The following is a 26,930-nucleotide window of genomic DNA, read 5'->3' on the forward strand; positions in this document are numbered from 1 at the left end:
CCATTATGGGAGGCGGGACGTCCACACGAGACTCAGTGCCGCCGCCACCAGGCCGAACAACAGCGCCGCCCCGGCGTACCACTGCGTCACCTCGCGCGGCTCGACCCGATGGCCGATCGAGCTGCCCATGTCCTCGTACACCTTCTTGAGCTCGCCGACCGACGCCGCCTCGTAGAAGAAGCCCTTCGTCTGCTCGGCCAGCTGCTGCAACGACAACCTGTCGACCGGCACCCGCTGAAGGTTGCCGCGAATGTCGACCACGCCCGTGTCGGTGCCGAACGCGATCGTCGACACCGGCACATTGGCGCTCGCGGCCGCGCTCGCGGCGTCCTCGATCGACCGACCCGATGTCCGATATCCGTCGGAGAGCAGCACGATCCGGGCCGGCGGGGCGCCGTCCGCGCCGTCGGCCGGCACCGTGCGAATGGCGTCCAGCGAGGTGAACACCGCCTCGCCGGTCGCCGTCGCCTCGGCCAGCGTCAGCCCGTCGATGCCCGAGATCACGGCCGAGCGGTCCTTGGTCGGCGAGACCAGCACGTTCGCCGACTTCGCGAACGACACCAGGCCCAGGTTGTACGACGGCGGCAGCTCGTTGACGAACGCCTTCGCCGCCTCCTGCGCGGCCTCGATCCGGGTCGGCTCCACGTCGTCGGCCTCCATCGACAGCGACACGTCGATCGCCAGCATGACGGTGGCCCGCTCGAGCGGTTCCTGCTTGTCGACCGACGGCCGGGCCAGCGCGGCGCCCAGGATGAACAGGCTGAGCAGGAACGCGGTCGCCGAGACGTGCCGGCGCCAGCCCAGGCCCTTGGGCGCGATCGCGCGCAACAGGTTGACGTTGGTGAAGCGCATCGCGTACGTCTTGCGGCGGAACTGCCGCCAGACGTAGACGCCGGCCATCGCGAGGACGGGCAGCAGCGCGAGCAGCCACCACGGTTCCAGGAAACGGATCATCGCGTGGTCCCCCGGGTGCGTGCGTGTCGCTGGGCGGCCACGAATCGGACCATGTCCAGCAGCCAGTCGGTGTCGGTGCGCAGGCGCAGGTGGGCGGCGCCGGCCGCGCGCAGGCCGCGGGCGATGGCGCCGCGCTGCTCGGCCGCCGCCTCCGCGTAGCGGCTGCGCAGCTTGGAGTCGGAGGTCTGCACCTCGTGCAGCTCCCCGGTCTCGGGGTCGGCGAGGGCGAGCACGCCCACGTCCGGAAGCTCCAGCTCGCGCGGGTCGACGACCTCGATCGCGAGCACGTCGTGCCGCACGCGGAGCTTGCGGAGCGGGCGCTCCCAGCCCTCGACCGGCGCGAGGAAGTCGGAGATGACGCAGGCCAAGCCGCGACGGCGGGGCGGCCGGTTCAGCATGTCGATCAGCTCGCCCAGGTCAGCGCGGCCGGGCCGCACCTGCGTGCGGGCGATCGACCGGAGCAGGCCCTGCGCCTCCTTGCGGCCCGGCCGGGCCGGCAGGCGGACGACCGGCGGGTGGTCGGGCTGGGCGGTCTTGCGAAAGCCCTTCTTCGGTACGCCGGGGCCGGTGCCCACCACCGCGCCGATGCGGTTGCCCCCGCGCACGGTCAGATGGGCCATCGCGGTCGCGGCGGCGATCACCAGGTCACGTTTGAGCCACTGGGCCGTGCCGAAGTCGAGGCTGGCCGACAGGTCGACCGCCAGCCAGGTCTCCAGCTCGCGGTCGGCGACCGTCTGCCGCACGTGCGGAAGCGTGGTGCGGGCCGTGACCGGCCAGTCCATGCGCCGCACGTCGTCGCCGGGGCGATATTCCCGGGACTCGCCGGCCTCGGTGCCCGGACCGGGCAGCAGGCCCACGTAATCGCCCTGGAGCAACCCGTCGAGCTTGCGGGTGACCAGCAGCTGCAGCCGGCCGAGCACCGCCTCGGCCCGGGCCGCTCCCTCCAAGGGCGGCTGTTCTAGTGCTGGGCCGGCCATGCGTGACCTGTCTGCGGGCCGCCCACGCCGACCGACGCCGGCTGGTTGCCGTTGGGCGAGGTGCCCTGGCGGGACGCCACCGACGGCATCGGGACGCTCTGCATGATGCGGGCGACGATGTGGTCGGCCGGGATGTCGTCGGCCAGCGCGTCGTAGGACAGCACCAGGCGGTGCCGCAGGATGTCGGGCGCGATGTCGGTGAGGTCCTGCGGCAGCGCGTAGTCGCGGCCGCGGAGCAGCGCCAGCGCGCGGGTGGCCCGGACGATGCCGAGCGAGGCGCGCGGGCTCGCGCCGTACTGGATGAGCTGGGCGACATCGGGCATGCCGTGCTGCGCGGGAGCGCGGGTGGCCAGCACCAGCCGGACGGTGTAATCGACCAGGGCGTTGTGCACGAAAACCTGGTCGGCGCGGCGCTGGAGGCCGAGCAGATCTTCCGGGGCGAAGACCTGCTTGGGCTCCGGGGGGCTCACCCCCATGCGGTAGACGATCTCGCGCTCCTCGGAGTCGGTCGGATAGCCGACCAGGATCTTCATGAGGAAGCGGTCGCGCTGGGCCTCGGGCAGAGGGTAGACGCCCTCCTGCTCGATCGGGTTCTGGGTGGCCATGACCAGGAACGGGTCGGGCACCTCGTGGGTCTGGCCGCCGATCGACACCTGATGCTCGGCCATGACCTCGAGCAGCGCCGACTGAACCTTCGCCGGCGCACGGTTGATCTCGTCGGCGAGCAGGAAGTTCACGAACACCGGGCCGAGCTCGACGTCGAACTTCTCGGACGTCTGCCGGTAGATGCGGGTGCCGACGATGTCGGCCGGGACGAGGTCGGGCGTGAACTGGATGCGGGAGAACGTGCCGCCGACGACCTTGGCGATGGTCTCGACCGCGAGCGTCTTCGCCACCCCCGGGACGCCTTCTAGCAGGCAGTGGCCGCGCGCGAGCAGCGCCACGAACATCCGCTCGACCATCCGGTCCTGCCCCACGATGACGCGCTTGACCTCGAACATGGCCCGCTCGAGCTGCGTCGCGTCCTGGGCGGGAGGCACCGGAGCGCCTCCGGAACTCGGCTCGTTCTCGGGCGTGAGCGGCTGGGCCACCGGTCCTCCACAGCGGTCGGCAAAGCAGTTATGACGAACAAGACTTACACGACCCACCTGAAAGCGCGCTCGGTGTCCCCGCATAACGCGCTGACCGCGGCACACGCCATGGTCCAGTCGTGTCGATCTTTCGGCGCGATGTGCGGAACTTGGCACCGACAGCGGGAGGATGCGCTTCGCCGTGAACCGTGTAACATCTGACCCGTCGCCGGGCGACTTCCCCCGTGGTCGCCCGGCGCTCAAGCCCTTCGATGCCCCTGTCCGCGGAATGCGCGGACCAGGGGCTTTCGCATATCTGCTCCGGGGCCGAGCCCCGGACCCCACGGTGCGGTGGCTGCGGTGGCTGCGGTGGCTGCGGTGGCTGCGGTGGCTGCGGTGGCTGGCGTGGCTGGCGTGGCTGCGGTGGCTGGGAGTGGCTGGGTGGGGCACCTATCGTTGGGACTGTGGTTGAGGATCTCGAAGCCCAGTGCTCGGCCAAAGGGTGCCGTTCGGCGGCTGTGTGGGCGCTGCGGTGGAACAATCCGAAGCTTCACGCGCCCGGCTATCGCAAGACGTGGCTGGCTTGCGACGAGCACCGTGAGTCTCTCGGCGGCTTTCTCGACGTGCGTGGTTTCCTTCGGGAAGTGACGCCCTTCGGTGCGATCTCTTAGGCTTCACGATGTGAATACGCCGTCCGCGCACGCCGTCGACGCCCTCGAACCCTGGCCCGACACCGTCGTCTGGCGGCCTGTGTCGCCCAAGCTGATCACAGTGGAGCTGATCGCCCGCGCCGTCTGGGTCCTGGTGCTGCTGGTCGGCCTCGGCATCGGGTGGGCGCTCGCGCCGTACTGGATGTGGCCGGTCGGCATGGGGCTCGTCGTGGCCTACGGGATCTGGCGCTCGTTCGTCACGGTCCGCGCCGTCCGGGCGTGGGGGTACGCCGAACGCGACCAGGACCTGCTCGTCCGGCACGGGCTGCTCATCCGGCGGCTGTCGATCGTCCCGTACGCGAGGATGCAGTTCGTCGACGTGACCGCGGGGCCGCTCGAACGCGCGTTCGGCCTGGCCACCGTGCAGCTGCACACCGCCGCCGCGGCCAGCGACGCCAAGGTGCCCGGCCTGCCGCCCGAGGAGGCGTCCCGGCTGCGCGACCGCCTCACCGCCCTCGGCGAGGACCGGGCAGAGGGCCTGTGACCACCACCCCGCCCCCGGCGCCCGCCCCGCCGCCGGCGTCTTCCCCACCGCCGACGCGATCGCCGGCTGCCGTCGCCGAGCCGCGGCGCCGGTTGCACCCGCTCAGCCCGATCCTGCACGGCGCGAAGAGCATCGCCGTCGTCGTGGCCGCGCTCTCCTGGCAGACGCTCTCCCAGGTCGGGCTCGAGCGGTTCGCGCTGGTCGTGCTGGTCCTCGCGCTCGGCGTCGTGGTGTTCTCGCTGGTCAACTGGCTCACTACCGGCTACCACGTGGTCGGTCGCGAGCTACGCATCTCCGACGGGCTGATCTGGCGGCGCAACCGGGCCATCCCGCTCGAGCGCCTCCAGACCGTCGAGTTGCGCCGGCCGCTGCTCGCCCAGCTCACCGGCCTCGCCGAGCTGCGCCTCGAGGTCGTCGGCGGGAGCAAGACCGAGGCCCCGCTGGCCTACCTGACGGTCCGCGACGCGGCCGCCCTTCGGGAACGGCTTCTGGCGCTTGCCGGCCGTACACCCTCGCCGGAAGCGCAACAGACCGCCGGACCGCAGGTCGCGGCGCCCAGCCTGGAACGCCCCCTGGCCCGCGTCTCGAACCGCGACCTGGTGGTCAGCCAGCTGCTCACCCCGCAGGCGTTCTTCCTGCCGGTCGGTGTGGCGTTCGTGGTGCTCCAGTTCGTGCTCGAGGCCCAGTGGTCCTTCATCGGGATCGCCAGCACGGTCACCGCCATGGCGGGCGTGCTGCTCCAGCCGGTGCGACGGGTCCTGCAGGACTGGGACTTCCGGCTCGCGCGCGACCCCGGCGGACGGCTCGTGGTGCGGTACGGGCTGCTCGAGACCCGCAGCCAGATCGTGCCGCCGCACCGGGTGCAGTCGGTGGGGGTGACCTGGCCGCTGCTGTGGCGCGGGCAGAAGTGGATGCACCTGCGGCTCGACATCGCCGGATACGCCGGTGAGCAGGGGTCCGACAGCAAACGATCCGATCGGCTGCTCCCGGTCGGGGAGTTCGAGACCGCGCGGGGGCTCGTGTGGGAGGTGCTGCCGGGGGTCGATCTTGCAACGCTCGCGACGACGCCGCCGCCGGCCCGGGCGCGGTGGCTGCACCCGTTGGAGCTGCGGTACCTCGGAGCGGGGCTCGCGCCGGAGGTGTTCGTGTCGCGGTGGGGGCTGCTCACCCGGGAGATGAGCGTCGTGCCGTACGCGCGGCTGCAGAGCGTGCGGGTGGTGCAGGGCCCGTTGCAGCGGCGGCTGGGCCTCGCGACCGTGTACGCGGACACCGCCGGCGGCCGGTCGGGGCAGGCCCGCGATCGCGATCTCGCGGAGGCCTGGGCCCTGGCCGAGCAGCTCGCGGTGCGGGCCCGGCTCGCCCGGAGCCCGATTGCCCCGTCCCCGCAGGCGTCACCTGAGGTCGAGGCGTTCTGGCAGCGGCCCGTGCAGCCTTAAGCTCTTGGCATGGAGCTTCCGGAGTTCGCGCCCGGTATGAACGCCCGGGTGGAATTGACCGTCACCGACGCCGACACGGCCCAGGCCCTCGGCTCGGGCGACGTGCCGGTGCTGGGCACGCCGCGGGTCCTAGCGCTCGCGGAGGCCGCCACCGTCGCCTGCACGGCCCGGCAGATGCCAGGCGGCGTGACCACCGTCGGCACCCGGGCCGAGGTGGAGCACCGGGCGCCGACTCCCGTGGGCCGGCACGTCACCGCGCTGGCCACGCTCGCCAAAGTGGACGGCCGCAAGCTGCTGTTCGAGGTCGTCGTCCGGGACGGTGAAACGCTGGTGGCCGAGGTCCGCGTCGAGCGGGTGATCCTCGACCGTCAGCGCTTCATCCAGAAAGCCCTGGGTTCTCTGGGAGAGGCCTAGATCAGCGCTCCCCAGCGGGCCACCAGCTCGTCGTTCGTCGGCATCGCGGTGGCGCCGCCCTGGCGCTCGCAGACCAGGCCCGCGACCGCCAGCGCGAACCGCACGTTGCGGTGCCAGCCGGCCAGGTCGGCCGGGAGTCCGTCGGCCAGCAGCCTGCGCACCAGCGCCCCCATCACGGAGTCGCCGGCGCCGGTCGCGTCGATCGCGGCCACGGCCGGCGCCGGCAGCATCTCGGCGCCGTCCTTGGTGGCGATGTAGGCGCCCTTGGAGCCGCAGGTCACCACGACCGCCTTGGCGCCGAGCTCGCGGATCTGCTCGGCCGCGGCCGCCGGCTCGGCCCCGTCGTAGAGCACCGCCGCGTCGGCCGAGCTCAGCTTGACCAGATCGGCCGTGGCGAAGAACTCCTCCACCAGGTCACGCAGGTTCGAGATGGACTTCGCGTCCGGCAGCAGCGTCGGCCGCACATTGGGGTCGAACACCTTGATCGGCCCCGAGGTCTGCCACGCTTCCCGCGCCGCCGACCGGAACGGCTCCCGCAGCAGGCAGATCGACCCCGCGTAGAGCACATCGGCATCCATTACGGCCTTCTGGTCAAGATCTTCAGGCTCGAGCAACGCGTACGAGGGCGGCTCGCCGTAGAACGTGAAGGTCGGCTCCGCCCCCACGAACGTCGTCACCGCCAGCGTCGTCGAGACCGGAACCCGCTTGACCCCGCCCAGCCCCACCCGGGCCTCGCGCAGGAAGGCCGCCAGCCGATCGCCGAGGACGTCGTTGCTGAGCGACCCCACATACTGCACCTCGCCGCCCAGCCGCGTCGCCGCCACCGCCACGTTGAGCGGCGCGCCCCCGATCGCCTGCCGATAGATCAGCTCCCCGTCGGCATGCGCCTCGAGCAGGTCGATCAGAGCTTCCCCGAGCACCACCGCGTAACCCATGGCATCAGCCTTCCGCCCCCGGCCGTTCCACGCCAGTGCCCCTGCAACAGGTCCTGATTTGGCATGATTTCACCATGTTGATCCGAACCCTGTCGCTGGCTGTACCTCTGACCCTGCTGACGGCCTGCGCCAACCCCATTGACATCCGCCCGCTCGCCTCCGCCACCACCGGCGTCTCGGCCTGGACCATCTACCAGTCCGCCGGCCCCGCCGCGGCTTCCACGCTTCCCGTTGCGCCCTATCTGACCGCTTCCGGCACGTTCCTCCCCTACCGTCCGGGTTCCACGGCCGTCACCTACAACCCCGCGGTGGTCCCGCCAGGAGCGGCTGCCGAGCTCACCATCACCAAGACCGGGTACGGCTCCGAGGTACGCCTGACGGCCGGCGGCCTGATCCCTCACCGCATGTACGGCGCGCACCTGCACACCAAGCCCTGCACCGCCGTCCCCGAGGAGGCCGGCCCCCACTACCAGAACCACAAGGACCCCGCCGCGACCCCCACGTCCCCGTCGGCGAACCCGATCTACGCCAACGCCCAGAACGAGATCTGGCTCGACTTCACCGCCTCGGCAGCCGGCGACGCGTCGTCATCCGTCTCCCACGGCTGGAACTTCGACCCGCAGTCGCCGCCGCGCTCCCTGGTCCTGCACGAGACCCACACCATGACGGCCTCCGGCGAGGCCGGCAAGGCAGGCGCCCGAGAGGCCTGCCTGACCCTCCCACCCGCCTAGCCACCACCCATGCGTTCACCTCTCCACGCCCACCGGCTCCACGCACACCGGCCGCCGCCCGCGCGCCCGCAACCCACGGCCCCACCGCCCGCGCGCCCACCGCCCGCGCGCCCACCGCACGCGCGCCCACCGCACGCGCGCCCACCCGCCTCCGCGCCCACTCGCTCGCGCGCTCACCACCCGCTCACGTCCGCTCCGCGCCCACCAGCTCGCGCGCCCACCGGCTCGCGCCCACCCGCTTGCGCTCCCACACGCCCGCGCGCCCGCCGCGCCCGCTCCGCACCCTCAACCACGATCCTGATGACTTGCCGCGCACCCCGAACGGCAAGTCATCACCGCCGAAGCCCACCCCGGCAGCCCAGCCCGACCTTGATGACCAGCCCGACCTCGATGAAGTGCCGCACGCACCGAACAGCAAGTCATCACCACTGAAGCCGCGCGCTCGGCCTTGCGGCCGCTCCGCCATCCGCGCGGCGGACGGCGAGGGGCGCGTCGGGTGTTTCCGGCGCTACCAGACGCTTCGGGCGAAACGCGCGCTATGGCCGTTACCGGGCGGCTAGGTCGCGTTGCGGCAGCCGCCGCAGGCGGGGTTCGGGGCGGATTTGGCGGGGCGGACCTAAAGCGTACGGATAGATGGGTGTTGATTTTGATTGGCACGCGGCGGTGAAAATGATCATGGGGGGATGGCGGTCTGCTGTCTTGGGAGGAATGGCGGTAACGTCGGGGGCGGATCGACGAGCGGGAGGCAACCCATGGCTGAGCAGGGACAGAAGCAGGCTGCGCCGAAGACGGAGTCGCACGACCCCGACTTCCCGGAGGCGTTTCTGCAGTTCATGCGTAGTGGGTGGCGGGAGGATCCGCTCGAGGTCGCGGCGCTGCCGGAGGCGCCCAACTACGAGAAGCGGCGTGCGGCGCTCTCGGAGGCGTTCCCGGGTGAGACGCTGATCATTCCCAGTGGGAACGAGAAGGTTCGTGCCAACGACACGGATTACGCGTTCCGGCCGGGGAGCGACTTCGTCTATCTGACGGGCGACCGCGACCCCGACAGCGTGCTGGTGCTGCGGCCGACCGGGTCGGGGCACGACACGACGCTGTATACGCGGCAGCGGAACTCGAAGGACACGGACGCGTTCTTCCGCAGCCGCAACGGGGAGCTGTGGATCGGGCGGACGCACACGCTGGGCGAGAAGGCGACCGAGCTCGGGCTGCAGACGGCGCCGCTGGGTGAGCTGGGGCCGGTGCTCGCCGGGTCGGCGCCGGGGCGGACGCGGGTGCTGCGCGGGTTCGACGCGAACGTGGACCGGGCAGTGCTGCAGTACGAGCCCGACCGGGAGAAGCCGCGCGACCGCGAGCTGGCCTGGGCGCTGTCCGAGCTGAAGCTGGTCAAGGACGAGTGGGAGATCGCCCAGCTGCAGGCGGCGATCGACGCGACCGTGCGCGGGTTCGAAGACGTGGCACGGGTGCTGCCGGCCGACCGCGGGGTCAAGGAGCGGCTGCTCGAGGGCGTGTTCGGGCTGCGGGCCCGGCACGACGGCAACGACGTCGGGTACGGCTCGATCGTGGGCGCGGGGGCGCACGCGACGATCCTGCACTGGGTGCGGAACACCGGGGTCACGAAGCCGGGCGAGCTGCTTCTCATGGACATGGGTGTGGAGGGCGACAACTTCTACACCGCCGACGTGACGCGGACGGTGCCGGTGAGCGGGACGTTCACGCCGCTGCAGAAGCAGGTCTACGACATCGTGTACGCGTCGCAGCAGGCGGGCATGGGTGCGATCAAGCCGGGGGTCAAGTTCCGCGAGGTGCACAAGACGTGCATGCGGGTGCTGACCGAAGGGCTGCACGACCTCGGGCTGCTGCCGGTGAACGTCGACGAGGCGATGGACGAGAAGAGCACGGTGTACCGGCGGTGGACGCTGCACGGGTTCGGGCACATGCTCGGCATCGACGTGCACGACTGCTCGAACGCGCGCAACCAGAACTACCGCGACGGCGAGCTGGCCGAGGGCTATGTGCTGACGGTCGAGCCGGGTCTGTACTTCCAGCCCGAGGACGACCTGGTGCCGGCCGAGCTGCGCGGCGTCGGCGTGCGGATCGAGGACGACGTGCTGGTCACGGCCGACGGCTGCCGCAACCTGTCGGCGGGGCTGCCGCGTTCGTCGGCCGAGGTCGAGGCGTGGATGGCGTCGCAGCGGGAGGCGGGTCCGCGCCTGCCGTCTTGAGGCTCGGGGCTCAGGCGGGGGTGTAGTCGGCGACGGTCCAGCACTCGGCGCCGGTGGGGCCCTCGTCGCTGACGTTGATGACGACCTTGACGGGGTGGCCGTCCTTACCGTCGTAGGTGGTGGTCACCTCGCCGCCGTCCTCGTTGGCCGTCTCGGCCATGTCGCGCAGCTCGGCCAGGGTCGGCACGTCGATCTCCTCGCCGTCCTGGCCGGTCACCGGGCCGAGGTCCACGTCGGAGCTTGCGGACGGCCGGACCGAGGCGCCGGTGCGCTCCGCCTTGGTCACGGCGCCGGCCTGGACGGTCACCTTGTAGCGGCCCAGCGGCGATGCGTCGTCGCAGCCGCGGGTCAGGGTGTACGTGTACGACGCCGGCTCGGTGAACGGCGGCGCCGACCCGGCGACCGTGGCCGCGGGGGCCGAGGCGGACGCGGACGCGCCGTTCCAGGTGGGGCTGTCGGAATGCGACGAGCACCCGGCGACGAACGCCACGAGCGCCATGCCGCCGACGCCCAGAGCCAGACCGCCGAGTCGCACCATTGCCTCCACCAAGCCCGCCGCCGAACGCGACGCCCATGCCGAAACGCGAAGAGTCTTCCGCGCGGCGCAATGTAGCGCAGGCATGCACGCCGAGCGGTCAGAGGTCGGCGACGAAGACGGCCACCGAGCGGGCCGGCACCGACAGCACCCCTTCCGAGGCGGTGGCCGTGCGCAGCAGCGGGTCGGCCGAGGCGGTCAGGTCGGGGTGGGTGTGCAGGGCGAACTCGGCCAGGTCGGGCACCGTCTGGACCGCCGGCTCCTCGGTCGCGTTGAAGACGACCACCACGCGCCGCCAGCGGGGGTCGAGGCCCGTCCCGTCGAGGCACATCACGATCACGCCCGGCGCCTCGCCCGGTCCGCCGAGCGGGAACGTCAGGCGCCGCTGCACCTCCTCGCCCGTCGGGAGGCCGAAGACCGGCGTCGAGCGCCGCACGCGCAGCAGCTCGCGGTAGCGTTCCGCCGTCATCGCGATCAGCTCGGGCGACGGCACCAGCGACGGGTCGGCGAGCAGCGGCGCCGCCCACGGCCACTTGTCTTCGTTGTCGTGGGCCGGCGGCAGGCCTATTCCGAAGCCGTTGCCCTGGCCGGGCTTCCAGCGGATCTGGTTGAACCAGTCCCCCGAGTTGAACGAGTTGCGGTCGAGCGACTTCGACCGCAGCCGCTCGCTGCCCAGCGCCACGAAGCCGACGCCCTGGCCGAGGACGACCAGCGACAGGGCGAGGATCTGCATGCGAGCCCGATCGATCGGCGCGATGTCGCGGGGCAGCTTGAAGGCGAGCGCGTCGTACAGGATCTCGTTGTCGTGGGCGTCGACGTAATTGACCGTCTCGCCGGGCGCGAGCGAGTAGCCGCTGGGTGAGCCGTTGTAGTCGATCTGGGCGCCGCTCTGCTCGCCGCCGGTGTGGGTGACGAACCGGTACGTCGAGAGCCCGCCCGCCAGCCCCACCTTGATGCGGTCGTGCAGCCAGAGCGGGGTGCGCGACCCGAGCCCGCTCGCGAAGCCCTGCGCCGACGGGTCGTCGCCGAACGAGCCCTCGCCGCGGACCGCGTCGCGCAGCCGGTCGTTGAACGTGCCGATGCCGGTGCCGGCCATGTTGACCTGGGTGGCCTGGGCGAAGCGCGCGTCGTACGCCACCTCGCCGAAGTTCCAGCCCTCGCCGTACAGGTAGATGTCTTTGCCGCCGGGAAGGTGGTCGAGGGCGACCCGCACCTCGAGGATGTTGGCCCGCGGGTGGTGGCCCATCAGGTCGAACCGGAAGCCGTCGACCTTGTAGACGCGGGCCCAGGTGAGGATCGAGTCGACGACGAGGCGGCCCATCATCGTGTGCTCGGTGGCGGTGTTGGGGCAGCAGGTCGACTCGGCCGTCGAGCCGTCGGGCAGCAGGCGGTGGTAGTAGCCGGGGACGACCCGGTCGAGGACGGCGAACTTGTGCAGGCCGTCTTCCATGGCGTGGTTGTAGACGACGTCCATGACCACGCGCAGGCCGGCCTCGTGGAGCGCGGCCACCATCGTGCGGAACTCGAGCACCCGCGACGCGCCGGACGGATCGACGGCGAAGCTGCCCTCGGGGGTCGTGTAGTGCCACGGGTCGTAGCCCCAGTTGAACCCGTCTTCGTCGGCGACCGCCATCACCGCGGCCTGCTGTTCGGCCGAGTCGGGTGGGAAGGAGGCCAGATCGCAGGCGGGTTCTTTCTGGTCGGCCCGCCGGTCGGGGACGGTGGCGAAGTCGAACGCCGGCAGCAGGTGCAGGTGGGTCAGGCCCGCGTCGGCGAGCGACCGCAGGTGACGCATGCACGCCGCGTCGGGCCGGGCGAAGGCCGCGTACGTTCCCCGCTCGGGCGGCGGCAGCGAGCCGTCGAAGATGGAGAACTCGCGGATCGACACCTCGGCGATCTGCATGCGGGCGGGCGCGACCGCGGGCGGCGTCGTGAGGGATTCCCAGCCGGGCGGCATGAGCGCCGGGTCGTCGAGGTCGACCAGCAGGCTGTGGGTGGAGTCGGGGGCCAGGGCCAGCGAATACGGGTCGGTCACGCTGGTGGTGACGATGCTCTGGGCGGCCTGGTGCCAGACCTCGACGCGGTAGCGGTAGTAGCGGCCCAGCCATTTGCGCTTGCCGGCGATGGTCCACACGCCGGTGAGCGCGTCGCGGTCCATCGGCAGCACCCGGGGCTCGTCGGCGGGGGTGCGGAACAGCTCGAGCGAGACCGTGCGCGCGGTGGGCGCCCAGACCGACAGCTGCGGCCGGTCGTCGATCATGGCCAGGCCGAGCTCGGTGTCAGCGGCGTCGGCGTAGAGGTCGTCGAGCACGCCGGGCAGTTGGACGGCGGTCAGCGCGGTGACCCGGCCCCCGGCGTCGCGGCCGACCGCGAGCAGTTGGCCGCGCAGCAGATAGCCCAGGGCCGCGTCGCCCAGCTCGCGCACCGAGAACGCGCGGTAGGCCCGCAGGTGGGGAAAGCGGCGGCTCTGGGCCTGGAAGAGGCCGCCGGGGCGCGGGGTGAGCGGCAGCGTGGTGAACTCGCCGGCGATCTCGTCGCCTTCCCGCCGCACCGTGCCGCCGGCCGAGGCGACCAGCGTGAACGTGACGGCGCGCTCGGTGAAACGCTCGGGCAGCGCGACCGTGGTGCGGTCGAGGAATACGGCGAGCGAGCGGGCCGGGTCGAGCTCGGGACCGAGCGTGCCCACGTCGGGCAGCAGCGGCGCGACCGTCTCGGCGAGCAGCCACACCATGCGGGACACGGTGAGATCGAGCCGCTGGTCATCGGGGAGGTCTTTGGTGTCGCCGCGGTGGAACACGAAGCGCAGGCCGGCGGCGTCGGGCCGGATCGGGACGCGAAAAACGGCGCCGAAGGCGTCGTATGAATCCGGAGATATCGGGCGATCCCACGAGGGCTTACGCGGTGTCCCCTCCCAGGCATGCAATCCCCACCCGGCGTAGTCGCCGCCCGGCCGGCGGTAGTGGATCACCACCACATCGGCATCAGAATCGGACAAATCGGAGGGTGGGGACGTATAGATCGCGGGGTCACCCGGACGCAGCCAAATCTCGGAGGCAACCGACGGATCAACATGACGATCCTCATCGACATCCTTGATCCCGGCATGATCCACCAGGACAAATCCGACATCACGCGCGTCGGAAGCCAGGCGAACCCAGGCGAACCGCCCGTAGGAGTCCTCACCGACAAAAGGGGCGCCACCCGGATAGCCGTCGCTCTGACCGGGCGCGAGGTCGCCCCACGCGTGCAGCCACCACGGCGCATACTCACCGTCGGGCCGCGCATAGTGCACGACGAGCCACTGCGGCCGGCTTCGGGCGGTGGTCGCAGTGGGAACGATCTCGATCGTGGTCACCGGATCATCCTTGCACCGGCGTACGACAGTTTCAGTGGGTCGCGACGACAGTGGTGATCCGAGGGCCGCTCGAGTCCGTACGGAGCAGGTAGTGGAAGCGCTCGCCGGTGAGCGCCTGGCCGTCGCTGTCCAGGTACTCCCATTCCACGGCGACCAGGGTCAGCGCCTCGGAGAGCTGCCGCACGTCGAGAAACTCGGCGTTGGCGGCGACGATCCGCTGGTCACGGTAGGCGGGAGCGGCGCCGAGGAAGGAGAGGGCCACCGCGGCGGGTGAGGTGAAGGTGAAGCTGTAGGAGTCCGCGACGACCATGCCGGGCAGCGCATAGCAGCCGGCCACCGCCGCGATGTCACCCGTCGTGAGGGCGACGCCGTAGCGGTCGAAGAAGTCTGTCAGCAACGCGAGGTCGGTAGGGGCCTGCACGGCAGGCCGTTTACCCATGGGGGACACGGACACAAACATGAAGGTGCTTTTCCTGATCAACGACGCCTTTGGCATCGGCGGAACCATCAAGACGACGTTCAATCTGGGCGCCGCTCTGGCGGCACGCGGTCACGAGGTCGAGGTCCTGAGCACCATTCGCCACCGCGACGTGCCGAAACTCCCGGTCGATCCGGCAATCCGGCTGATGTCGCTGGTCGACGCCCGGCCCGGGCACCCCGATCACGCCGGCGACGCGCCCGGCCGAGGGGAGCCGCCGAAGATCTACCCGAAATCGGACTTCCGCTCGGCCGACTACGACCAGTACATCGAGGATCGCTACCGCCGCTACCTGCGCGGTTCCGCCGCCGACGCGATCATCGCGACCCGTCCGGGCCTGATCGCGTACCTGGCCTCCTTCGGCCCGCGGCAAAAGATCAAAATCGGGCAGGAGCATTTGGTACGGGGTCAGCACCGCGCCGCGCTTCGCAAGGTGATGCCCCGTTACCTGCGTGGGCTCGACGCCTTCGTCACCGTGTCCCAGCGCGACGCCGACGACTACCGCGAGAACGTGCGCTTGTGGCGTACCCGATTGGCGTTCATCCCGAACGGTATCCCCGCGCCGGCCGTGCCCCCCTCCGATGGACGAGCGAAGCTCGTCGTCGCGGCCGGCCGACTGGTCCCCAGCAAGCGTTACGACCTGCTGCTCCGCGCCTTCGCGAAGGTCGTCGCCGAGCGGCCGGACTGGCAGTTGCGGATCTACGGCGCCGGCAAGGAGTCACCGGCGCTGCGCGCGCTGGTGCTCGAGCTCGGGCTGCACAACCACGTGCGGATGATGGGGCAGGTCGCGCCGATCGAGCCGGAATGGGCAAAGGGTTCGATCGCCGCGGTGGCGTCCGACCGGGAGCCGTTCGGGATGACGCTGGTGGAGGCGATGCGGTGCGGGGTGCCGGTGGTGAGCACCGACGCGCCGCACGGGCCCGGTGAGATCCTCCGGAACGGGGAGGACGGCCTGCTCACGCCGGTGGGGGACGCGGACGCGATGGGCGAGGCGCTGCTCCGCCTGATCAACGACGAGGACCTGCGGCGGCGGATGGGCGCGGCCGCCCTGGCCAATTCCGCCCGCTACGACCCCTCCATCGTTGCGGAACAGTATGAGCAGCTGTTCACCGAGCTCGCCGCACGGAAGCGCCGGCTGCTGCCCGCACGGCGACGCGAGCCGGTGACGGTGCTCGGCCCCGCGTCGTCGGTCGCCCTGCCGACGCTGGACTGGGACGGCCTCGCGCCCCTGCCAGACGATGTCTCGATTTTTCCCGACAAAAGGGTGCGCAGGGTCGACGGCACCCCGATCCTGGCCGGCCTGCGCGATACCCGCCACCTGGTCGACGGCCCGATCGGCGCCCGGATCCAACTCCCCTTCCGCGACGACGACGGCATCCTCGCGGTCCGCGTCTGGGACCAGCCGGTGTACGCCGAGGTCGGCGACGTCGACGCCGACACGGACGGCATTCACCTGACCGGCCGGCTCTACGGCGCCCACTGCGACGCGCCGGTCCTGGAGGCCACCGACGGCGCCACCACCCGGGAACTCCCGGTGATCGCCGACGGCGCCATCTTCCGCGTCACGATCCCGGCCCTCCCGCCGGGCGTGTGGACCTTCCGGCTGCGTCATGCCGCCACCGCCGACCCCGTGATCCTGGGAAGATTCCGGGACGACATCGTCGACAAGCGGACCGCGTTCGTGCTCCCGCCGGCCACGACCGGCGACGTCACGCTGCATCCGTCGTATACGGAGAGCAACGAATTCGCGGTCCGCGCCACAAGCTGACCCCGCCTTGCGCGGGCTTACAAGACGGACGTACGGTTTAAGTGAGACGTGAACCGAGAGTTAGGTTCACCTAACTCCGAAGGCGCCCTAGCGGGTGCGAAAGACTGACTTCGACTTCCAGTCGCTGGGTGTGAAGGAGATGACGTGGCCAGCCTCGACACCTTTGGTGCGAAGAGCGAGCTGCGCGTCGCAGACGCGAGCTACGAGATTTTCACGATCGACAAGGTCGAGGGGCACGACCGCCTGCCCTACTCCTTGAAGATCCTCCTGGAGAACCTGCTCCGGACGGAGGACGGCGCCAACATCACCGCCGACCACATCCGGGCCCTCGGCGGGTGGGACCAGACCGCCGACCCGAGCGTCGAGATCCAGTTCACCCCGGCCCGGGTCCTCATGCAAGATTTCACCGGCGTGCCCTGCGTGGTCGACCTGGCCACCATGCGCGAGGCCGTGAAAGACCTGGGCGGCGACGCCACCAAGGTCAACCCCCTCGCCCCGGCCGAGCTGGTCATCGACCACTCGGTCATCGCCGACCTGTTCGGCCGGGAGGACGCCTTCGCCCGCAACGTCGAACTGGAGTACCAGCGCAACCGCGAGCGCTACCAGTTCCTGCGCTGGGGCCAGACCGCGTTCAACGAGTTCAAGGTCGTCCCGCCCGGCACCGGCATCGTGCACCAGGTCAACATCGAATACCTGGCGCGCACCATCATGGAGCGCAACGGGCAGGCGTACCCCGACACGGTCGTCGGCACCGACTCGCACACCACGATGGTCAACGGCCTGGGCGTGCTGGGCTGGGGCGTCGGCGGCATCGAGGCCGAGGCCGCGATGCTCGGCCAGCCGGTCAGCATGCTGATCCCGCGGGTCGTCGGCTTCAAGCTCGCAGGCTCGATGCCGGCCGGCACCACCGCGACCGACCTCGTCCTCACGATCACCGAGATGCTCCGCGAGCACGGCGTGGTGTCGAAGTTCGTCGAGTTCTACGGCCCCGGCGTGAGCGCCGTGCCGCTGGCCAACCGGGCCACCATCGGCAACATGTCGCCCGAGTACGGCTCGACCGTCGCGATCTTCCCGATCGACGACGAGACCATCAAGTACCTCAAGCTGACCGGCCGCAGCGAGCAGCAGGTCGCGCTGGTCGAGGCGTACGCGAAGCGGCAGGGCCTCTGGCTCGACCCGAACGCCGAGCCCGCCTACTCCGAGAAGCTCGAGCTCGACCTCTCGACGATCGTCCCGTCGCTGGCCGGCCCGAAGCGCCCGCAGGACCGCGTCCCGCTGAAGAGCGCGAAGCCAATGTTCCGCGACGCCCTCAGCAACTACGTGCAGGACGAGGGCCACGCCGACGAGGCCAGCGCCGAGTCGTTCCCGGCCAGCGACTCGCCGGCCAACAACGTCAACGACCCGGCCGACAAGCCGCACATCTTCAGCGCGGCCAAGGGCGCCAACGGCCGCCCGTCCAAGCCCACCCGGGTGGTCGGCGAGGACGGCACCGAGTTCGAGCTCGACCACGGTGCGGTCGTGATCGCCGCGATCACCTCCTGCACCAACACCTCGAACCCGCAGGTCATGATCGGCGCTGCGCTGCTGGCGAAGAACGCGGTCGACCGCGGCCTGACCCGCAAGCCGTGGGTCAAGACGACCCTCGCCCCCGGTTCCAAGGTCGTCATGGACTACTACGACCGGGCCGGCCTCACGCCGTACCTCGACAAGCTGGGCTTCAACCTGGTCGGCTACGGCTGCACGACCTGCATCGGCAACTCCGGGCCGCTGCCCGAGGCGATCTCCGCGGCCGTCAACGAGGAAGACCTGACCGCGGTCAGCGTGCTCTCCGGCAACCGTAACTTCGAGGGCCGGATCAACCCGGACGTCAAGATGAACTACCTGGCCTCGCCGCCGCTGGTGGTGGCGTACGCGCTGGCCGGCACGATGGACCTGGACATCACCTCGGAGCCGCTCGGCACCGGGAGCGACGGCCAGCCGGTCTACCTCAACGACATCTGGCCGAGCGCCAAGGAGATCGACGACGTCATCGCGCACGCGATCGGCGCGTCCGGCTTCAGCGAGGCCTACTCGGACGTCTTCGCCGGCGACGAGCGGTGGCAGTCCCTGCCGACCCCCGAGGGCCAGACCTTCGAGTGGGCGGACGACTCCACGTACGTGCGGAAGCCCCCGTACTTCGAGGGCATGGCCGCCGAGCCGTCCCCGGTGAACGACATCTCGGGCGCCCGGGTGCTCGCGAAGCTCGGCGACTCGGTCACCACCGACCACATCTCGCCGGCCAGCTCGATCAAGGGGGACTCCCCCGCCGGCAAGTACCTGGCCGAGCACGGCGTCCCGCGTCACGAGTTCAACAGCTACGGCTCCCGCCGCGGCAACCACGAGGTCATGATCCGCGGCACGTTCGCCAACATCCGGCTGCGCAACCAGCTGGTTCCCGGCGTCGAGGGCGGCTTCACGGTCAACCACCTGACCGGCGACCAGACCACGATCTACGACGCTTCGGTGGCCTACCAGGAGGCGGGCGTCCCGCTGGTCATCCTGGCCGGCAAGGAGTACGGCTCGGGCTCGTCGCGTGACTGGGCGGCCAAGGGCACGATGCTGCTGGGCGTGCGCGCGGTCATCGCCGAGAGCTACGAGCGCATCCACCGCTCCAACCTCATCGGCATGGGCGTGCTGCCGCTGCAGTTCCCGCCCAAGACCAATGCCGAATCGCTGGGCCTGACCGGTACCGAGACCTTCACCATCACGGGCGTCACCGCGCTCAACGACGGCGAGATCCCGCGCACCGTCACGGTTCGCACCGACACCGGCGTCGAGTTCGAGGCCGACGTCCGCATCGACACCCCCGGCGAGGCCGACTACTACCGCCACGGCGGCATCCTCCAGTTCGTGCTGCGGAAGATGCTGCACAGCTGACGCTTCCGGGCCCCGCTCGTCGTCGCGACGGGCGGGGTCCTTTTTGTTCCGTTGCTCGTCCAGTTCGACCTATGTCATGCTGGACGACATGTACCTGGACATCGTGATCCTCAGCCACCTCCAGCGCGGCCAGGTCCATGGCTACGAGCTCAAGCGCAAGGTCGCCGCGACCACCGCGTACGCGTTGCACAACAACACGCTGTATCCGGCGCTCCGCCGCTTCGAGGAGTCCGGCGCCGTCACCAAGACCGCCGAGCCCCAGGAGGGCCGCCCGCCCAAGCACGTCTACGAGCTCACCGACCTGGGTCGCGAGCTGCTGCACGACATGCTCGCCGACCTGCCACCGTCGCTGGCCGCCGACGAGCCGGAATTCCTCACCCGCGTCGGCCAGTTCGAACAGCTCACCCCGTCCGAACGGCGCGGGGTGCTCGCCGCCCGCGCCGAGGCCCTGCGCGGCCAACGCCAGCACCTGCGCGACCTTGCCGAGCGCACCGCCGCCAGCCCCCGCAACCACCGCTGGGGCGGCCTGGTCGTGGCCGAGCTGGCCGACCGCATCGACCGCGAGCTGGCCTGGATCGACCGCCTCACCGCGCAGGCCGATGAGACTTAGCCCGCTCATGCAGCTGGGCCTCCTGGCCGGTCCGCTGCTGACCATGGTGGACTCGTCGATCGTCAACGTCGCAGTCCCCGACATCGCGAGCGAGCTGCACGCCGGCCTGGCCACCGCGCAATGGGTGGTGAGCGGCTACCTGCTGGCCCTCGCGGCCGGCCTGACCACCACGTCCTACCTGGCCCGCCGCTTCGGCACGATGCGCGTTTACGCCGCCGCGCTCGCCGCGTTCCTGCTCGCCTCGGCCGCCTGCGCCGCCGCTCCCGGCATCGGCGCGCTGATCGCCGCTCGGGCGGTGCAGGGCTTCACCGGCGCGCCGCTGGTTCCCCTGGCCATGAGCGTCCTGCTCGGCCGCCAGGGTCGCGAACGCCGCATCCCGGTCGCGGCCGGCCTGCTGTTCTTCCTGGCCCCGGCGATCGGCCCGTCGCTGGGCGGCCTCCTCATCGCCGCCGACGGCTGGCGCTGGATCTTCCTGATCAACCTTCCCGTCGGCGCCGTGGCCCTGCTCGGCGTCCGCCGCCTCCCACCCGAGGTGGCTCCCCCGGCCGAGGGCCACACCCGCCTCGACCCGCTCGGCCTGCTCCTGCTCGGCGCCGGCCTGGTGAGCGTCCTCTTCGGCGCCACCCACGGCTGGACCGAACCCCTGTCCCTGGTCACCCTGGGCGGCGGCGGCACGCTGCTTTTCCTGTACGCCCGGTGGGCCCGGCACACGCCGAGCCCCGCCGTCGACCTCACCCTGCTCCGGCACGGCCGCTCGGCCCTCGCGTTGGCCCTCAGCGTGACGTCGTCGGTCGTGGCCTTCGCCGCGGTCTTCCTGCTCCCGGTCTTCACCCAGTCGGTCCAGCACCACTCCGCCTTCGCCACCGGCGCGGCGCTTCTCCCCCAGGGCCTGATCACCGGCGTGGGCATCGCTGCCGGTCAGCGCCTGGCCGCACGACACGGCGCGCGCGCCCTGGTGACCACGGGCTTCGCGACGCTGGCCCTGGCGAGTGCCGGCCTGCTGCTGCTGACCGCCGCGACCCCGCTGTGGGCGACGGCTCTGATCCTCTCGGGCCGCGCGGCGGCGATCGGCTTCGGCATCACTCCGCTCCTGTCGGTGATGCTCGACCCGCTGACCGACGCCCAACTGGCCGACGGCAACACGCTCTTCAACATCGCTCAGCGCCTGGGCGGCTCGCTCGGCGTCGGCGTCCTCGGCTCGCTCCTAGCCACCCGCGCCGCTCACGTCGGCGCGGTCCCGGCCTTCCACGAGATCGGCCTGATCCTGACCGTGGCCGCGGCCGGCGCGGCCCTTGTCTCGCTGCGGCTGCCCGGCCGCGTCGCGGCTCAGCCGGTCAGCGCCTGAGTGATCTGCCGCGTGGTCTGGACGGCCACCCGCTCGTCGGTGGCGGCGTAGGAGCAGTACGCGTTCAGTCCCGCCGTCAGCGCCCACCCGCGACCCCGCGCCCACGTCGCGTCGTCCACCTCGAGCGCCTCCCGGAACACCCCCCGCGGGCCGGCCGACATCAGCGTGAACGCGATCCTCATGTCCCGCGCCGGGTCGCCGACGCCGAGGCCGCCGAAGTCGATGACCGCGCTGAGCCGACCGTCCACCGTCAGCAGGTTGCCGGTGTGGAAGTCGCCGTGGAACCAGACCGGCGGCCGGTCCCAGCCCGGCGCGGCCAGCGCCGCCTCCCACACCAGCCACCGGGACACCGCCCACGGCCACGGAAAGCCCAGATCGGGCCGCCCCACCGCAACCGGCGCCGGAACGCCGAGCGGCAGATGCGGGGCGAGCCGGGGGCAGCCAGCGGATCTCCTTCTCGGCCTGCCGATGGCCCCGCCGTGCCGCGGCAGCCGCAGGTTTCACCCCGATCAGCGCCCGCTGCCCGGACGACCGTCACACCACGACACGATGGGAGGCCGATGAGAGAACCCGCGGTGAGTGAATAGGCTTCGGGAATGGATGACAAGAATGTGCTGGACCGGATCCACGGTCTGGTCGATGAGGAGCACAAGCTGCGCCAGCAGCTCGGCAAGGGCGAGATCTCCTCCAGCGAGGAGCACGCCCGGCTCAAGGAGCTGGAGGATGCCCTGGACCAGTGCTGGGACCTGTTGCGCCGGCGCCGGGCCGCCCGCGAGGTGGGCAACGACCCGAACGGCGAGCAGGCCCACAGCGTCAACGAGGTCGAGGGCTACCTGCAGTGATGATGCGGCCCGGCCGCGGCCGCCGCGTGGACGGTGGTCGCGGGCCGGGGCGCGTGCGCCGGGTCATCGCAGGCCCGCCTCGTGCAGCAGGCGGTCCAGCAGGTCGTCGGCGTCGACCCGCAGGCCGCGCTGGGTGAACCAGGCGGCCACGTTGCGCACGTCGCGGGCGATGAAGTCGGCGCCCTGCGGGTTGGCGACCACGTCGACGATCTGCGGCAGGTCGATGAGCACGAGCGTGCCGTTGTGCACCATCGTGTTGTACGGCGACAGGTCGCCGTGCGCCACCTGCGCCCGCGCCAGCACCGACAGCGCGTCGGTCATCTGCCGCCACAGGTCGGCCAGTTCGCCGGGCTCGGCCCGCATCTGGGCGAGCCGGGGAGCCGCCTCGCCGGTCTCCCAGTCGCCGATGAACTCCATCATCAGCTCGGTGCCGAGCAGCTGCACCGGGTAGGGCACCCGGACCAGGCCACTGGCCTGCCCGATCTGCCACAGCCGGCCGAGCGCGTCGAACTCGGCGGCCGCCCACTGCCCGGCGATCATCTCCTTGCCGAACGAGGTGCGGTTGTTCATGGCCCGCATCTCGCGGGAGCGGCGGACCCGCCGGCCTTCGAGATAGCCGGCGTCGCGGTGGAACAGCCGATGGTCGCCGTCGCGGTAGCGCTTGGCGGCCAGCATGCTGACCTTGTCGGTGTCGGGGATGTGCCGGCGGACCAGGAAGACGTCGGCTTCCTTGCCGGTCTTGAGCATGCCGAGCTCGTCGTCGACCGCGGCGTGTTCGGTGCGGACCCAGTCGGGTCGTGGGTCGGGGCCGTGCAGGGCGCCGTCCCACGTGGACCAGTTGTCGCCCGTATCGGGCAGGTCGGGCTCTTCGGCGAGGCGGGGCTCAAGGCGCCCGCGCTTCAGGAAGTCTGGCTCGTCGTCGTCGAACTTGCGGCGGCCCTTGCGCATGGTCGCGGGGCCGGAAGAGTCGTGCTCTCGCACTGGAGGGTCTCCTCGGAGAAAGAAGGAAGGAAGAAGATCTGGACAGCAGGCATCACAAAGACGGCCATGTGGTCCACCCCCCTCTTTCTCGTAGGAACGGGCACAGCTTGCCCGAGCCCCGGAAGTACCCGCAACTGATTTATTGCGCGGCCATGATCGCGGACAAGCCCTGGATCACGTTGCCCACCACGCGGGTCGGCGCGAACCGGTTGTCTACCCACTCGCGCCCGCGGTGCAGCCAGACGCTGGGCAGCCCCATCGCCGCCGCCCCGCCGATGTCGGCCTCCGGGCTGTCGCCGACCACCCAGGCCCCGCCGAGCCGCATCCGCACCCGCTGCGCGGCGAGCGCGAAGATCCGCGGGTTGGGCTTGCTCACCCCGGCCTGCTCCGAGATCACCCAGTCGGCGACATAGCGGTCGAGGCCGGTACGGCGGATCCGGCTGTCCTGAGCCTCGGTCTGCCCGTTGGTGACCACCACCGGCACCAGCCCCGCGTCGCCGGCGATCTGGAGCGCGCAGCCGACCAGCGGGTCGAGCTTCTCGAACGCCAGCGGCCCCTCGTGCAGCTCCTCGAGCAGATCGATCGAGGGGACGTTGAGCTGATAGCGGTCGCGGATGAGATCGGCGAGATCCCACCGCGGATAGAGACCGTCCGCGTCAACGGAGAGTAACCAGTCGAGATCGTCCTGTGGCGCCCCGATCTCGTCGAGGAATCCCTTCGCCCACAGCCTGAAAGCACCGCTGCGATCGAGCAGGGTGTCGTCGAGAGCTATCAGGACAAGAGGCACCCGCGCACTTTACGTGAGCTAGGGCGTAAGCGAACAGTCCAGGACTGTTAACAACTTCCGGGCCGGATGGCGAAATTTGCATCATCCGGTCATGGCGCCGACGACCGTTGACAAGACGTACGTACGGATTGCAGAACAAACCGCCTGCGTGACACGATCCATGGCGTGCCCAGAGTAAGCCAGGACCAGCTCGAGGCGCGACGCCATGAGATCCTCGCGGCGGCGCGCGACTGCTTCGCGCGGTTCGGCTACGAGGGTGCCACGGTCCGCCGCCTGGAGGATGCCACCGGCCTGTCCCGTGGCGCGATTTTCCACCATTTTCGCGACAAGGAATCGTTGTTCCTCGCCGTGGCCGAGGACGACGCGGCCGCCATGGTCGAGACCGTCGCCCGCAACGGCCTCGTCCAGGTGATGCGCGACCTGCTGGAACGCGCCGGCGGCAGCGAGGGCGACACCGCCGGCTGGCTCGGCACCCAGCTCGAGGTCTCCCGCCGGCTGCGCACCGACCCGGCGTTCGCCAAGCGCTGGGCCGAGCGCTCGGCCGCCATCGCCGACGCCACCCGCGACCGCCTCCAGCGCCAGCGCGAGGCCGGCGTGCTGCGTGGCGACGTGCCCGTCGAGGTCCTCACCCAGTTCCTCGAGCTCGCCTACGACGGTCTCGTCCTCCACCTCGCGACCGGCCGTCCGCCGGGCGAGCTGAGCCGGGTCCTTGACCTGGTGGAAGAAGCGGTGAGACGGCGCTAGACAGCGTCTGCACAATGAGGCCATGGAGGACACCTGGGGGATTCCTGGCCCGACCTTTCTCATCGGGTACATCATCGCGCTGATCGTGGTCGCGGTCATCGCCGCGGTCAACCGCAAGGCCCTCTTCCGGGGCGACCGCAACGCCCGGGTCGACGACCTCGGCCCGCAGCAGATCGCCTACCTCAACGGCGGCGACCGGCTCGCCGTCTACTCCTCGATCGGCGGCCTGCGCGCGGCCGGCGTCCTCGGCACCGGCGCCGGGAAAACGCTCGTCCAGACCGGGTCCGTCCCGGCCGGCGTCACCCCGCTCGACTCCGCCATCCACCACGCCGCCGGCAACCAGGTGCGCACCCGCTACCTGCTCGAGGACCAGTGGGTCCGCTCGGCCCTCGACGACCTGCGGGCCGGCCTCGAGCGCCGCGGCCTCGCGGTCTCCCACGACACGATCAAGCAGGCCCGCATGTGGGCCTGGGCGGCCGGCGCGCTCACCCTGATCGGCATCTTCCGGCTCTTCGCCGGCATAGCGAACGACAAGCCGGTGCTGTTCCTGTTCCCCGCGGTGGGCGCCGCGATCTTCATGACCTTCATCCTGGCCCGCGCCAAGCGGGTCGCCACCACCACGGCGCTCAACGGCCTGCGGCAGCTGCGCGTGCAGCACGGCTATCTGGCGCCGCAACAGTCCCCGGCGTACGCGACCTACGGCGCGGCGGGGGCGGCGATGGGCGTGGCGTTGTTCGGTACCGCATCGCTGTTCGCCATGGATCCGGCTTTCGCGGCCGATGCCGAGATCCAGCGGATCGCCGCGGGTGGCCTCTCCAGCGGGTCGTCCGGCACGGGCGGCAGCTGCGGGAGCAGCAGCTCCTGCAGCGGTGGGAGCTCGTGCGGTGGCGGCGGGGGCGGCTGCGGCGGGGGCGGTGGTTGCGGTGGCTGACGACGCGTACGGGGTGGGCATCGGCTGGCGCCCTGAGATCTCCGGTTTCGTCGCGGGCCTGCCCAGCCTGCGCTTCGCCGAGGTCGTCGCCGAGTCCGTCCACCCGCACGGCGAGCTGCCCGAGGGCCTGCCGCAGCTGCTCGACCGGGGCGTGGCGGTCGTGCCGCACGGGGTACGGCTGTCGCTTGGCGGCGCCGAGCCGGTCGAGCCGCAGCGGGTCACCCACCTGGCCGCGGTCGCCGAGCGGCTGGGCGCGCCGCTGGTCAGTGAGCACATCGCGTTCGTGCGGGCGGCCGGCGTCGAGGCCGGCCACCTGCTGCCGATCCCGCGCTCGTGGGAGGCGATCGAGGCGGTGGTCGCCAACGTCGCCCGTACCCGGAAGGAGCTGTCGGTCCCGCTGGCGCTCGAGCCGATCGCCGCGCTCTTCGACTGGCCCGACAACGAGATGTCGGAGGCCGACTTTCTCACCGAGATCCTCGACCGGACGGACGCGCTTCTGCTGCTCGACATTGCCAACGTGTACGCGAACGCCCGCAATCGCGGCGAGGACCCGCTCGATCTGCTCGACAAGCTGCCGCTCGACCGGGTGGCCTACGTGCACGTGGCGGGCGGCGCCGAGCACCAGGGGCTCTACCACGACACGCACACCGACGCCGTGCCGCAGGCGGTGCTCGACCTCGTGGCCGAGTTGTGCGCCCGCCACCGGCCGCCGGCGCTGATGCTGGAGCGGGACGGCGACTATCCGCCGGCCGACGAGCTTCGCGGCGAGCTGGACGCGATCGCGGCAGCCTCGGGCTATCCCGCCATCACCCGGCCGCCGGTCGCATGACCGGGCCGCACGGCAAGGGTGACCACCCGCGACAGCCCGGCGGCGCACCGGAGAGCCTGGCCACCCGCCAAGCCGGGCTCGTCGCCGCGTTGACCTCGGGCAAACCCGTACCCCCTGGATTTGATCTTTTCAAGGTCGACGCGGCGCGAGTCGCGCTGTTGCGCAAGCGCGCCGGTGAGGTCGCACGGCAATGGCCGATGCTGGCCGCAAGTTTCGGGAACCGATGGAAACTTGCGTTTGCCGAATGGGCGGCGGCTCGCCCGACGCAGGGTTCGTTGCGGGACGGCTGGGACCTCGCGCGCGACCTGCTCTCCCGCGATGCCCTGCCGGCGACGGCGGGCGAGGAGCTGGCCGAGCGCGAGGCCCGGTGGATCTATGACGGCGCTTCCGCGCCACGGCCGCGTCGTGGTCCGGCCCTGCGGTCCGCCGCCGGCGCCGTCGTGGCGCAATTCGCGGGCCGCGTACGGGTGATCCGCCGTCCCTCGTGATCAGGCGGCCGGGACCTTGTCGAGGAAGCCGAGCACCCGCCGGATGCGGCCGTCCTCGCCGAGCTCGGCCACGTCGAAGCCGACCACCACGGGCTCGCCCGGCACCGCGCCGAGGTTCCAGGTGAAGCGGGCCTGGTCGTGGTGCGCATCGACGGCGCCGCCCGGGCTGAACGTCAGGCCCGGGAACTGCTGCTGCACGGCGCCGATCAGACCGTCCAGGGCGTCCCGGCCGCTCACCGAGGCGAGCGGGTCGACGTAGCGGACGTCGTCGGCGAACAGGTCGTCGATCCGCTTGCGCCGGGCGGCCGCGTCGGTCTCGTTCCACACGGCCAGGTACCGCTCCACCACGTTCTCGAAGTCGCTCATCGTCTTTCCTTCCGTCGTCGCT

The 26,930-nt window shown here is 71.2% G+C and carries 26 protein-coding genes; 15 read left to right on the forward strand and 11 right to left on the reverse strand.

Features of this window, described 5'->3' with window-relative positions; translation table 11 throughout:
• Nucleotides 1-3: 3 nt before the first annotated feature.
• The 3 genes from ACIA5D_RS32125 to ACIA5D_RS32135 are packed head-to-tail and all read right to left on the reverse strand — an operon-like array spanning nucleotide 4 to nucleotide 3,022.
• Nucleotides 4-954, reverse strand: coding sequence for a VWA domain-containing protein (locus ACIA5D_RS32125; protein ID WP_396034102.1), 951 nt, complete (start codon nucleotides 952-954; stop codon nucleotides 4-6).
• Nucleotides 951-1,931: a DUF58 domain-containing protein gene (locus ACIA5D_RS32130; protein ID WP_396034103.1), complete on the reverse strand. Its 981-nt coding sequence runs from the start codon at nucleotides 1,929-1,931 to the stop codon at nucleotides 951-953. The genes ACIA5D_RS32125 and ACIA5D_RS32130 overlap by 4 nt, the downstream gene beginning before the upstream one ends.
• Nucleotides 1,913-3,022 (reverse strand): AAA family ATPase, encoded by a 1,110-nt coding sequence (locus tag ACIA5D_RS32135; RefSeq protein WP_396034104.1) that lies wholly within the window; start codon nucleotides 3,020-3,022, stop codon nucleotides 1,913-1,915. The genes ACIA5D_RS32130 and ACIA5D_RS32135 overlap by 19 nt, the downstream gene beginning before the upstream one ends.
• A gap of 443 nt (nucleotides 3,023-3,465) precedes the next feature.
• On the opposite strand from ACIA5D_RS32135, the gene ACIA5D_RS32140 reads away from it, so the two are divergent.
• The 4 genes from ACIA5D_RS32140 to ACIA5D_RS32155 are packed head-to-tail and all read left to right on the forward strand — an operon-like array spanning nucleotide 3,466 to nucleotide 6,045.
• Complete coding sequence (locus ACIA5D_RS32140; protein WP_396034105.1) at nucleotides 3,466-3,672, forward strand: hypothetical protein; 207 nt, start codon at nucleotides 3,466-3,468, stop codon at nucleotides 3,670-3,672.
• A gap of 10 nt (nucleotides 3,673-3,682) precedes the next feature.
• Entirely contained in the window at nucleotides 3,683-4,195 is a 513-nt protein-coding gene (locus tag ACIA5D_RS32145; protein ID WP_396034106.1) for a PH domain-containing protein, read from the forward strand.
• Nucleotides 4,192-5,631 (forward strand): PH domain-containing protein, encoded by a 1,440-nt coding sequence (locus ACIA5D_RS32150; RefSeq protein ID WP_396034107.1) that lies wholly within the window; start codon nucleotides 4,192-4,194, stop codon nucleotides 5,629-5,631. Before ACIA5D_RS32145 ends, ACIA5D_RS32150 begins: the two co-directional genes overlap by 4 nt.
• A gap of 9 nt (nucleotides 5,632-5,640) precedes the next feature.
• A complete protein-coding gene (locus ACIA5D_RS32155; RefSeq protein ID WP_396034108.1) occupies nucleotides 5,641-6,045 on the forward strand; it encodes a thioesterase family protein in 405 nt (134 codons plus the stop codon).
• Here the strand turns inward: ACIA5D_RS32155 and ACIA5D_RS32160 are convergent.
• Nucleotides 6,042-6,980 (reverse strand): carbohydrate kinase, encoded by a 939-nt coding sequence (locus tag ACIA5D_RS32160; protein ID WP_396034109.1) that lies wholly within the window; start codon nucleotides 6,978-6,980, stop codon nucleotides 6,042-6,044. The two genes, ACIA5D_RS32155 and ACIA5D_RS32160, sit on opposite strands and share 4 nt — an antisense overlap.
• A 74-nt stretch (nucleotides 6,981-7,054) precedes the next feature.
• Between ACIA5D_RS32160 and ACIA5D_RS32165 the strand changes: the two genes are divergently transcribed.
• Together ACIA5D_RS32165 and ACIA5D_RS32170 are read left to right on the forward strand one after the other, a co-directional pair.
• Nucleotides 7,055-7,711, forward strand: coding sequence for a superoxide dismutase (locus tag ACIA5D_RS32165; RefSeq protein ID WP_396034110.1), 657 nt, complete (start codon nucleotides 7,055-7,057; stop codon nucleotides 7,709-7,711).
• 752 nt (nucleotides 7,712-8,463) lie between these two features.
• Nucleotides 8,464-9,933: an aminopeptidase P family protein gene (locus tag ACIA5D_RS32170; RefSeq protein WP_396034111.1), complete on the forward strand. Its 1,470-nt coding sequence runs from the start codon at nucleotides 8,464-8,466 to the stop codon at nucleotides 9,931-9,933.
• Between the two features lie 10 nt (nucleotides 9,934-9,943).
• On the opposite strand, the gene ACIA5D_RS32175 is transcribed toward ACIA5D_RS32170, so the two are convergent.
• The 3 genes from ACIA5D_RS32175 to ACIA5D_RS32185 form a co-directional block, all read right to left on the reverse strand.
• A complete protein-coding gene (locus tag ACIA5D_RS32175) occupies nucleotides 9,944-10,471 on the reverse strand; it encodes a DUF6174 domain-containing protein (protein ID WP_396034112.1) in 528 nt (175 codons plus the stop codon).
• Nucleotides 10,472-10,568: 97 nt separating this feature from the next.
• Nucleotides 10,569-13,823 (reverse strand): pullulanase-type alpha-1,6-glucosidase, encoded by a 3,255-nt coding sequence (pulA, locus tag ACIA5D_RS32180; protein WP_396034113.1) that lies wholly within the window; start codon nucleotides 13,821-13,823, stop codon nucleotides 10,569-10,571.
• A 31-nt stretch (nucleotides 13,824-13,854) separates the two neighbouring features.
• Nucleotides 13,855-14,244, reverse strand: a complete 390-nt coding sequence (locus tag ACIA5D_RS32185; RefSeq protein WP_396034114.1) for a hypothetical protein — start codon at nucleotides 14,242-14,244, stop codon at nucleotides 13,855-13,857.
• A 37-nt stretch (nucleotides 14,245-14,281) separates the two neighbouring features.
• Between ACIA5D_RS32185 and ACIA5D_RS32190 the strand changes: the two genes are divergently transcribed.
• The 4 genes from ACIA5D_RS32190 (at nucleotide 14,282) to ACIA5D_RS32205 (ending at nucleotide 20,940) form a co-directional block, all read left to right on the forward strand.
• Nucleotides 14,282-16,069: a glycosyltransferase family 4 protein gene (locus ACIA5D_RS32190; RefSeq protein WP_396034115.1), complete on the forward strand. Its 1,788-nt coding sequence runs from the start codon at nucleotides 14,282-14,284 to the stop codon at nucleotides 16,067-16,069.
• A gap of 144 nt (nucleotides 16,070-16,213) precedes the next feature.
• Entirely contained in the window at nucleotides 16,214-18,985 is a 2,772-nt protein-coding gene (gene acnA / locus ACIA5D_RS32195; protein WP_396034117.1) for an aconitate hydratase AcnA, read from the forward strand.
• 76 nt (nucleotides 18,986-19,061) lie between these two features.
• Entirely contained in the window at nucleotides 19,062-19,595 is a 534-nt protein-coding gene (locus ACIA5D_RS32200) for a PadR family transcriptional regulator (RefSeq protein WP_396034118.1), read from the forward strand.
• 7 nt (nucleotides 19,596-19,602) lie between these two features.
• On the forward strand, nucleotides 19,603-20,940 hold the full coding sequence (locus ACIA5D_RS32205; RefSeq protein ID WP_396034119.1) for a DHA2 family efflux MFS transporter permease subunit: 1,338 nt from the start codon (nucleotides 19,603-19,605) through the stop codon (nucleotides 20,938-20,940).
• On the opposite strand, the gene ACIA5D_RS32210 is transcribed toward ACIA5D_RS32205, so the two are convergent.
• Nucleotides 20,922-21,329, reverse strand: coding sequence for a phosphotransferase (locus ACIA5D_RS32210; protein ID WP_396034120.1), 408 nt, complete (start codon nucleotides 21,327-21,329; stop codon nucleotides 20,922-20,924). The two genes, ACIA5D_RS32205 and ACIA5D_RS32210, sit on opposite strands and share 19 nt — an antisense overlap.
• 207 nt (nucleotides 21,330-21,536) lie before the next feature.
• Here ACIA5D_RS32210 and ACIA5D_RS32215 point away from each other — a divergent pair, with 207 nt between their 5' ends.
• The gene (locus ACIA5D_RS32215) at nucleotides 21,537-21,782 is read left to right on the forward strand and encodes a DUF2630 family protein (RefSeq protein WP_396034121.1); all 246 of its coding nucleotides are present in this window, start codon (nucleotides 21,537-21,539) and stop codon (nucleotides 21,780-21,782) included.
• 63 nt (nucleotides 21,783-21,845) lie between these two features.
• Here ACIA5D_RS32215 and ACIA5D_RS32220 read toward each other — a convergent pair whose 3' ends face one another.
• Together ACIA5D_RS32220 and ACIA5D_RS32225 are read right to left on the reverse strand one after the other, a co-directional pair.
• Entirely contained in the window at nucleotides 21,846-22,763 is a 918-nt protein-coding gene (locus ACIA5D_RS32220) for a serine protein kinase RIO (RefSeq protein WP_396034122.1), read from the reverse strand.
• A 139-nt stretch (nucleotides 22,764-22,902) separates the two neighbouring features.
• Nucleotides 22,903-23,550 (reverse strand): HAD family hydrolase, encoded by a 648-nt coding sequence (locus tag ACIA5D_RS32225; RefSeq protein ID WP_396034123.1) that lies wholly within the window; start codon nucleotides 23,548-23,550, stop codon nucleotides 22,903-22,905.
• Nucleotides 23,551-23,715: 165 nt separating this feature from the next.
• Between ACIA5D_RS32225 and ACIA5D_RS32230 the strand changes: the two genes are divergently transcribed.
• From ACIA5D_RS32230 to ACIA5D_RS32245, 4 genes are read left to right on the forward strand one after another with little or no spacing between them, the layout of a single operon-like run.
• The gene (locus ACIA5D_RS32230) at nucleotides 23,716-24,294 is read left to right on the forward strand and encodes a TetR/AcrR family transcriptional regulator (RefSeq protein ID WP_396034124.1); all 579 of its coding nucleotides are present in this window, start codon (nucleotides 23,716-23,718) and stop codon (nucleotides 24,292-24,294) included.
• Between the two features lie 22 nt (nucleotides 24,295-24,316).
• Nucleotides 24,317-25,225 carry a TIGR04222 domain-containing membrane protein gene (locus ACIA5D_RS32235; protein ID WP_396034125.1) on the forward strand — a complete coding sequence of 303 codons (909 nt, stop codon included), beginning with the start codon at nucleotides 24,317-24,319 and terminating at the stop codon, nucleotides 25,223-25,225.
• Nucleotides 25,218-26,054, forward strand: coding sequence for a DUF692 domain-containing protein (locus ACIA5D_RS32240; RefSeq protein ID WP_396034126.1), 837 nt, complete (start codon nucleotides 25,218-25,220; stop codon nucleotides 26,052-26,054). Before ACIA5D_RS32235 ends, ACIA5D_RS32240 begins: the two co-directional genes overlap by 8 nt.
• Nucleotides 26,051-26,542: a hypothetical protein gene (locus tag ACIA5D_RS32245; RefSeq protein WP_396034127.1), complete on the forward strand. Its 492-nt coding sequence runs from the start codon at nucleotides 26,051-26,053 to the stop codon at nucleotides 26,540-26,542. Before ACIA5D_RS32240 ends, ACIA5D_RS32245 begins: the two co-directional genes overlap by 4 nt.
• On the opposite strand, the gene ACIA5D_RS32250 is transcribed toward ACIA5D_RS32245, so the two are convergent.
• Nucleotides 26,543-26,908, reverse strand: a complete 366-nt coding sequence (locus ACIA5D_RS32250; protein WP_396034128.1) for a nuclear transport factor 2 family protein — start codon at nucleotides 26,906-26,908, stop codon at nucleotides 26,543-26,545.
• Nucleotides 26,909-26,930: the final 22 nt, after the last annotated feature.

This window comes from Actinoplanes sp. NPDC051513 (genome assembly GCF_044454685.1).
Taxonomy (GTDB): Bacteria; Actinomycetota; Actinomycetes; order Mycobacteriales; family Micromonosporaceae; genus Actinoplanes.

What these genes read in the sequence shown, in the direction of transcription:
- ACIA5D_RS32130 (WP_396034103.1), bottom strand. Translation starts at nt 1,931, where the DNA reads ATGGCCGGCCCAGCACTAGAACAGCCGCCCTTGGAGGGAGCGGCCCGG.
- ACIA5D_RS32245 (WP_396034127.1), top strand. Translation starts at nt 26,051, where the DNA reads ATGACCGGGCCGCACGGCAAGGGTGACCACCCGCGACAGCCCGGCGGC.
- ACIA5D_RS32165 (WP_396034110.1), top strand. Translation starts at nt 7,055, where the DNA reads ATGTTGATCCGAACCCTGTCGCTGGCTGTACCTCTGACCCTGCTGACG.
- ACIA5D_RS32205 (WP_396034119.1), top strand. Translation starts at nt 19,603, where the DNA reads ATGCAGCTGGGCCTCCTGGCCGGTCCGCTGCTGACCATGGTGGACTCG.
- ACIA5D_RS32215 (WP_396034121.1), top strand. Translation starts at nt 21,537, where the DNA reads ATGGATGACAAGAATGTGCTGGACCGGATCCACGGTCTGGTCGATGAG.
- ACIA5D_RS32175 (WP_396034112.1), bottom strand. Translation starts at nt 10,471, where the DNA reads ATGGTGCGACTCGGCGGTCTGGCTCTGGGCGTCGGCGGCATGGCGCTC.
- ACIA5D_RS32190 (WP_396034115.1), top strand. Translation starts at nt 14,282, where the DNA reads ATGAAGGTGCTTTTCCTGATCAACGACGCCTTTGGCATCGGCGGAACC.
- ACIA5D_RS32250 (WP_396034128.1), bottom strand. Translation starts at nt 26,908, where the DNA reads ATGAGCGACTTCGAGAACGTGGTGGAGCGGTACCTGGCCGTGTGGAAC.
- ACIA5D_RS32200 (WP_396034118.1), top strand. Translation starts at nt 19,062, where the DNA reads ATGCTGGACGACATGTACCTGGACATCGTGATCCTCAGCCACCTCCAG.
- ACIA5D_RS32170 (WP_396034111.1), top strand. Translation starts at nt 8,464, where the DNA reads ATGGCTGAGCAGGGACAGAAGCAGGCTGCGCCGAAGACGGAGTCGCAC.
- ACIA5D_RS32160 (WP_396034109.1), bottom strand. Translation starts at nt 6,980, where the DNA reads ATGGGTTACGCGGTGGTGCTCGGGGAAGCTCTGATCGACCTGCTCGAG.
- ACIA5D_RS32235 (WP_396034125.1), top strand. Translation starts at nt 24,317, where the DNA reads ATGGAGGACACCTGGGGGATTCCTGGCCCGACCTTTCTCATCGGGTAC.
- ACIA5D_RS32125 (WP_396034102.1), bottom strand. Translation starts at nt 954, where the DNA reads ATGATCCGTTTCCTGGAACCGTGGTGGCTGCTCGCGCTGCTGCCCGTC.
- ACIA5D_RS32155 (WP_396034108.1), top strand. Translation starts at nt 5,641, where the DNA reads ATGGAGCTTCCGGAGTTCGCGCCCGGTATGAACGCCCGGGTGGAATTG.